A 6,816-nucleotide genomic window follows, 5' to 3' on the forward strand; every position below is an offset into this window, starting at 1 on the left:
TGGCGGGTACTGTGTTCGCCAGAGGCGAACTAATACAGATCACTCGCGGGGACGCGAGCGACTGGGCACATGCTGCATCTTCTGGCGCACGGTGCGTTAAGTTATATCTGCTACTGACCGGAATAAATAATATCACTGAATTTTGATATTGGACTGCTGATATCATAGAAGTCTTCCCGGATCTGTGTTACTGCATTATTATTGGTACTGAACGTGAGGATTGCATATCCGTTCGATAGTTGCTGTGAAGGCGGAGGCTGCAAAGTGGATTCGTTCCACAATACTTTTTTTGCAAGACCGGTGACCATGCCATAAGGGATGGCTGCATGTCCCACACATCTTGCATACGTGGAAGTGATGAAGGTCGGTTGTTGCGGTTGACCAGGCGGAGGCGGAATGATGGTAGGGTTTTTATACACGATCCCATTGTGCACATGCCCCCAATACCAGGCAAAAGGATCTCTTCCCAACGCGCCATTGATCTCGCCCCAGAGTGTGGACACTGAAGAAGCGTCCGCCGCAAAACCATTGTGGTGCGTGAAGAGGATGGTCTTTCCGGGATTCAGGTTGATCTTGCGCATCCAGGTTCCCTGATAGCCGGTGGCTCCGCCGATAGTACCTGTCATGAATGCATTGGAGCTGGATGACTGATATGCGGTATCGAGACCGATCAGCATCCAGTCTGCCAGTTGCAGAAAGAAAAAACTGGAGCCTGCCTGCGCATTGAAGAGAGAATTCGCTCCTTTGCGGGAAGCATCCAGTGCATCATCGAAATATCCATTGGCGCCGCTGTACATTTCATGATTGGAGTTGAGCGTGAATGATCTTCCCTTGTATGCCGCGGGCCAGCATTTGATGAGATTGCTCACTTCTTCTCCCGGAAAGAAATAATAGCTTCCGTTATTACTGGTGGCCAGGGGTGTGCCTGAGTAATACACGTCGCCAAGGTGAATGATATAATCGGGGTTTTTGGAAACGATATTTTGCAGTACCTGTTGAAGCGTATTGTCTCCCGTGCCGCAATCGCCTAGAACGGCAATGGTAACAGTGCCTGGCTTTGCGCCCTGCAGTTGCAGTACCGGCGGTCTGTTGGTGGGAAGATTCTCTCCGTAGTACCAGAGATTACACAGCAATGACTCTAGCAGGTTGAAGAAAGCGATGAGCCAGCCCTGATCGAAAGTGGCCCAGACTTCTGCGCTCAATACGCTGCCATCTCCATAGATGAGTTCATGGTTGTTGAAATAATTTACATTCGGCTGCGTCATTTGAGAAGTAGCAAGTCCGGCAGAGATCAGATACAATAATGCTTTTATTTCATACTGCTCCACTACAGTGAACATGGAAAGATCGATAACACCCGGGTTATTGAGCCAGTACAAGATCATTCCCAGTTCTACAGCTCCATCACCTTGTTTGTAATTGGCCGGTGGTGATGGAATGAATCCGGACCAGGCGCCTTTGGCCACCATAAAGCTGATGAGCTCGTATTCACAATCGGGAAGATAATCGAGAAGTTCCTGGATCACTGCGGGAAGAGATCCGTCCGGAGATAGATGCTGCTTTAATGCAGCCACACGCTGCGCGAGTTCCTGTTCCATGTTGCGATAAGGTTTAAAGGTTTAATGTTTGTTGCGGTTACTATTAAGTTACGACTAATTGTTTATCTTTGCCTCCGCATTTTAAATCTGCAAAGCCTTGAGTCATGTAATGCTTTTGACATATCTCATGTAAGTTCTCCCGCCTCTACGGGAGCAGGGATTCCCTTTTCTTTATTTTAATTTTATAGTAATGGCAATTTCACAGAAATATGGCCGTACCTATCATTATCCGTTTTCTCCGGGTACTGAGAGCGACGACCGTATACAACATAATTACTGGACATACCTGCAACAGCTGCCGGTGATAGTGCATACGGAAAAGCTGGATGGAGAAAACAACTGTTTGAGCAGGTATGGGGTTTTTGCTCGTTCTCATGCGGCTCCTACTAATTCTCCCTGGACGGAGTCTATCCGCATGTTCTGGCAGCAGATCAAAAACGAGCTGGGCACACTGGAGATCTTTTTAGAAAATCTCTATGCCGTGCACTCCATTGAATACAGGAAGCTGGATCATCACTTTTATGTGTTCGGGATCCGCGACCGCGATCAGTGGCTGAGTTGGGAGGAAACGAAATTTTATGCTAACCTGCTGGACCTTCCGGTGGTACCGGAAGTAAGTATTGGCAAACCGCTGACAGATCAGTTGGCATTTGAGAAGGAAGTAAAAACCCTGGCAACAGGCTGCGGCGCATTTATGCCGCATGATGCCAAAGATGGAAAGCCTGTGACCATGGAAGGAATTGTAACCAGGAGCTGGCATGGTTATCCCGTTGATCAGTTTGAGCAGCACGTATTCAAGTACGTGCGGCACGGACATGTAAAAACGGATCAGCACTGGACCCGCCACTGGAGGCGGGCAATATTGAATAATGAAGGAGGTAAGTATGTGGACGATCACAAAAAATAAAGAATGGTCATTACTTGAGCAGGAATTTGACTGGGTGAAGAAGATGAGTGTTACCCCACAGGACCCTGTGCATCATGCTGAAGGTAACGTTGCTGTACATACGCAGATGGTACTGGCTGCACTGGAAGCCATGGAACAGTATCAGTCTCTGGATGAAGCCCTGAAAGAAATACTCCGGGCAGCAGCCCTGATGCATGATATGGAGAAGTACAATACTACAATCATCAATCCGGATGGTAGCATCTCTTCTCCCGGACATGCAAAACGCGGCGCACAAACAGCGCGGGTATTATTATACACGGAACTGAATGCTCCTTTTCATATCCGCGAACAGGTGGTGGGATTGGTGCGTTATCACGGTCTTCCGCTCTGGTTGCTGGAAAGGCCTGATCCGCTGCGGACGCTGGTGCGTGCCGCGTATGAAGTGGATACGCGCCGGCTGGCCATCCTGGCCAGGGCCGATGTGCTGGGCCGCATCTGTGCCGATCAGGCAGACCTGTTGTACAGGATCGATTGCTTTGAGGAGTTCTGTAAAGAGTATGATTGCTGGGGAACTGTCCGCAGGTTTGAAAATGCCAACGCAAAGATGCATTACCTGTTGCATGAGGATTCACATATAGACTATATTCCTTTTGAGGAGCCTGTTGCCGAAGTGATCCTTATGAGTGGATTACCGGGTGCAGGAAAGGATACCTGGATCAGGAAGCATTGTGCTGACTGGCCACTGGTATCGCTGGATGGCATCCGCAATAAGTGGAAGGTGGCGCCTGATGATAAAACAGCTAATGGGCGTGTGATCCAGGAGGCGAAGGAGCAGGCGAAAGTTTTCCTGAGGCGCGGACAGGGCTTTGTGTGGAATGCCACCAATACCACCCGGCAGATGCGTACGCAGCTGATTGAATTGTTCATGACGTACAAAGCGAAAGTGCGGATCGTTTACCTGGAGCCACCATACAGTGCGTTGGTGAAGCAGAACAAAAATCGGGAAGCTGTTGTGCCGCAGCGTGTCATCGACAAACTGATCGGTAAGCTGGAAGTACCTGCTGGCTGGGAAGCCCATACAGTTTCTTTCATCAATGTGGAGGAATTGGCGTAAATTATGGAATGATCATCAACAAAACCATTAACATCAATGCGCCTGCATCCAGGGTTTGGGAAGCGCTCACCACACCCGCTATCATGAAGCGGTGGATGACAGATGCAGAAATGGATATTACATCAGACTGGAGAACGGGTAGTGCCATTGTGATCTCAGGAAACCTGCATGGTATTCCTTATGAGAACAAAGGCACTATCCTCCGGTTTGAACCTTACTCCGTTCTTAAATACAATTGCTGGAGCAGTCTTTCCCAGCACGATGATGTGCCGGAGAATTATTCACTCATCACTTTCCGGCTCATGGCTTCAGAAGGCATTACCACACTGGTATTCACGCAGACCAATTTTACTGAAGATGTCATCTTCAAACATTTCAATTTCTACTGGAATACGGCACTGCAGTTATTGCGAAGGCTGAGTGAAGGCGAAGCTCTTCCTTATTAATTTCCGGTTTTTTGCGGTATATAAAACCGGGCGTGCACAAAATAGTAAAAGCATCCTCCACAGGCATAAGCCGCTACCTCCTGCAAATCCCCCGTGAACCTGAAGGAAAATAAAGCGATCAATCATTACAGTGGCATTTTCTTCCCCATATTCTACCCCTGTCTTAGGCCTAAAACCCCCGCGGCTTTTGAATTGTAGCGATCGCATGGCGGCGGTTTGCTTTTTAAATATTAAATTTAGAAAAGCGCCTGCTTATGCGAAGCCTTTCTTCTCCCGTTTCCCGCAACTTCATCGAGAGCGTGCTGGTATTGTTATTATTGCTGGCATTGATCATGGCATTGGTTGATACGCTGAGGATCTTCTTTGGTGTATTCACATTCGGTCTGATCTTTTATGTGTCATTCACCGGTCCCTACGAAGCCCTGGTTAGATTGGTGAAACGCAGGAAACTGGCTGCAGTACTGTATTCTGTGGTGTTGATAGTTTTAGTGGCATTGCCATTTGTGTATGTGATCACCGCACTTGGGAAGCATGTGAAAGATGTAATGCACCTGGCGGAGGATGTGAAACTGCACGGTATTCCGCCATTGTCGCCCAAGGTAGCGGACTGGCCATTGGTGGGGAGCAGTATTCAATCTTTCTGGCAGCATTTGCAGGAGAATCCCAAAGAAACCATCATGGGGTATGAGCAGCAATTGCAGGTGGTATTGCATCATCTGCTCACGGGCGGCGCCGGCGTGATCGGGGCAGCCTTGCAGATCATGCTGGGCATCATCATTTCAGCGTTTATGCTGGCTGCGGGAAATAGCGTACTAACGCCTGTGACAGCAACCCTGCAGCACCTGCTGGGAAAGCGTGACGGCCTGAGTTTGTTGGAAGCTACCGGTCATGCGATAAAGGGGGTGGCGATAGGAGTGATGGGAACAGCTTTCATTGCCACGCTGATCTCCTGGATCGGCTTCGCGATAGCCGGACTTCATTTCAAAATACTTCTGGCCGCGTTGGTGTTCTTTGTGGTGCTGATCCAGGTAGGACCATTGGTAGTCTGGCTGCCACTGGTGCTCTGGGCTGCGTTGGAGGGACATAGCGGAACGGCCGTATTCCTGGGTGTTTATGGCGCTGCCGTACTTGCGGCAGATGCCGTGCTCAAACCTGTGCTGATAGCGAAGAGCGGCGGCAAGCTGCCCTTCCTGGTGCTGTTCACGGGAGTGGTGGGAGGCATGGCTGCCTGGGGATTTACCGGAATGTTCAAAGGCGCCATCATCATGGCGGTCTTTTATACAGTGTTCACTTCCTGGCTGGAAAGGAAACAGGACCAGGGTGAAAAAACGGTTTTACAGGCCTGAGCGGTTGATTGGTTCAACTGATCTATTCCACCATCAGGATGATCTCATTGTCGCGGGCCAGATCAGTGCTCAGGGTGAGCGTTTTTGTCTGAGACCCATATCTGATACAGAGTTCGGCAGTATTCGGAGGAATGGAGCCCAGGTTGTCTGCTACAAACAGTAAGCGGTTTTCTCCTTTTTTAAGTTTGACCGGAATCTGCTGAACAGCCTTTTTTACAGGGAATCCTCTGGCGATCCATTTGCCATTCACACGTAATGAAATACTGTCTCCATCCTGTATTTCCGTATCTCTCAATTCCAGTACGATATCAGTTGTATTGATGGTAAGCGTTGCAATGGACGTAGTGTTTCTCCTTGAAGGAGTATCAGCAACCGGTATTGTTTTTAAAGGTGTGTGATATATATCTGCCACCAGGAATGTAGCGTAAGCATTACTTCGGTTTGAAAAAGAGAATTCATACTCCTGCGAATCGATAGTTGCCCGCAGGCTGCCTGTATTGGGTTGCAGGTTCCCGTAATTGTCCGCGAAAAGAACCAGCAGGTTGCGGCCCGTATCAAGTTTAAGTTGCTGTACCCTGTTATTATCATTGATCTGTTCCCGGGTGAAGATTGCCCGACCGTTCTGCAGCAGTGTCACGGTGTCCTTATCATATTTTTCATTGTCACCCAGACGGATCGTGATTGTACTGTTTTTCGATTCCTGTTTATCGTATTTACCAAGATAGATTTTACTGATTTCCGGATGCAGGATCCGCTGAATACTTGAATCTGCCAATGGCTTGTTGCCTGCTTTGGTGAGTGTGATAGGCTCGCGGTACAGGAAATCGCGCAGCATTACTTTGGAGTGAACCCAGATCTCATCTTCATCATACAATCCCCTCATCCAGAAATCGGCTTTGTCGATGAACATCCTGTTCAGTCTGATAGTATTGTTCTTCATCTCCAGGTTACCGTTGAAATACCAGAGCCAGATGCCCAGTGAGAAAGGAGTTTGCTGAATGGGATATTTGCCGCGGCCGATACCTAGTTGGGTCTCATTCTTGCGCGCCAGCATCAGTTCGTACATGCCGGTGAACTTACCCTGAGTGATGGTGATCACTGCAGGGTATAGCACCCCCTGTTCAGCTTTTCCGATATGCAGCTGGAAATTGATATCTGTGTATCCCACCCGTTTCCAGGTCATCTTCCAGATGCCTGTCCACTGATCAGTTTGTGCGTTGGCGGAACAGCAGCCTAGTACAGTAATCAACAGGATTGGCCATTTCATGGTGGCAACTTAGTCAAAAAAACTGAAGATGACCGGGTAAGGATACATGGCCGGGGCCGGGGTTGGTCAATTCCTTTCCGGGGTTTGTCCAGTGAGTACAGGCAATTATGCTTATTGGAATAACTTCAGTGAACAACAATAAATTTTAAATGAAAA

6 protein-coding genes are annotated in these 6,816 nt (G+C 48.6%); 4 read left to right on the forward strand and 2 right to left on the reverse strand.

What is annotated here, in order from left to right:
• Positions 1-110: 110 nt before the first annotated feature.
• Positions 111-1,598: a metallophosphoesterase family protein gene (locus ACTHMC_RS06110; RefSeq protein ID WP_440411765.1), complete on the reverse strand. Its 1,488-nt coding sequence runs from the start codon at positions 1,596-1,598 to the stop codon at positions 111-113.
• Between the two features lie 190 nt (positions 1,599-1,788).
• Here ACTHMC_RS06110 and ACTHMC_RS06115 point away from each other — a divergent pair, with 190 nt between their 5' ends.
• The 4 genes from ACTHMC_RS06115 (at position 1,789) to ACTHMC_RS06130 (ending at position 5,393) form a co-directional block, all read left to right on the forward strand.
• Positions 1,789-2,505, forward strand: coding sequence for an RNA ligase family protein (locus tag ACTHMC_RS06115; RefSeq protein WP_440411767.1), 717 nt, complete (start codon positions 1,789-1,791; stop codon positions 2,503-2,505).
• A complete protein-coding gene (locus tag ACTHMC_RS06120) occupies positions 2,468-3,601 on the forward strand; it encodes an AAA family ATPase (protein WP_440411769.1) in 1,134 nt (377 codons plus the stop codon). Before ACTHMC_RS06115 ends, ACTHMC_RS06120 begins: the two co-directional genes overlap by 38 nt.
• 8 nt (positions 3,602-3,609) lie before the next feature.
• Complete coding sequence (locus ACTHMC_RS06125) at positions 3,610-4,047, forward strand: SRPBCC family protein (protein ID WP_440411771.1); 438 nt, start codon at positions 3,610-3,612, stop codon at positions 4,045-4,047.
• Between the two features lie 254 nt (positions 4,048-4,301).
• On the forward strand, positions 4,302-5,393 hold the full coding sequence (locus ACTHMC_RS06130) for an AI-2E family transporter (RefSeq protein WP_440411773.1): 1,092 nt from the start codon (positions 4,302-4,304) through the stop codon (positions 5,391-5,393).
• Between the two features lie 22 nt (positions 5,394-5,415).
• On the opposite strand, the gene ACTHMC_RS06135 is transcribed toward ACTHMC_RS06130, so the two are convergent.
• Positions 5,416-6,660, reverse strand: a complete 1,245-nt coding sequence (locus ACTHMC_RS06135) for a hypothetical protein (protein WP_440411775.1) — start codon at positions 6,658-6,660, stop codon at positions 5,416-5,418.
• Positions 6,661-6,816: the final 156 nt, after the last annotated feature.

Source organism: Pseudobacter sp., assembly GCF_051955275.1.
In the GTDB taxonomy this organism is placed as follows: domain Bacteria; phylum Bacteroidota; class Bacteroidia; order Chitinophagales; family Chitinophagaceae; genus Pseudobacter.

Coding starts and splice junctions, on each gene's coding strand:
- ACTHMC_RS06110 (WP_440411765.1), bottom strand. CDS start 1,598: ATGGAACAGGAACTCGCGCAGCGTGTGGCTGCATTAAAGCAGCATCTA.
- ACTHMC_RS06115 (WP_440411767.1), top strand. CDS start 1,789: ATGGCAATTTCACAGAAATATGGCCGTACCTATCATTATCCGTTTTCT.
- ACTHMC_RS06120 (WP_440411769.1), top strand. CDS start 2,468: ATGAAGGAGGTAAGTATGTGGACGATCACAAAAAATAAAGAATGGTCA.
- ACTHMC_RS06125 (WP_440411771.1), top strand. CDS start 3,610: ATGATCATCAACAAAACCATTAACATCAATGCGCCTGCATCCAGGGTT.
- ACTHMC_RS06130 (WP_440411773.1), top strand. CDS start 4,302: ATGCGAAGCCTTTCTTCTCCCGTTTCCCGCAACTTCATCGAGAGCGTG.
- ACTHMC_RS06135 (WP_440411775.1), bottom strand. CDS start 6,660: ATGAAATGGCCAATCCTGTTGATTACTGTACTAGGCTGCTGTTCCGCC.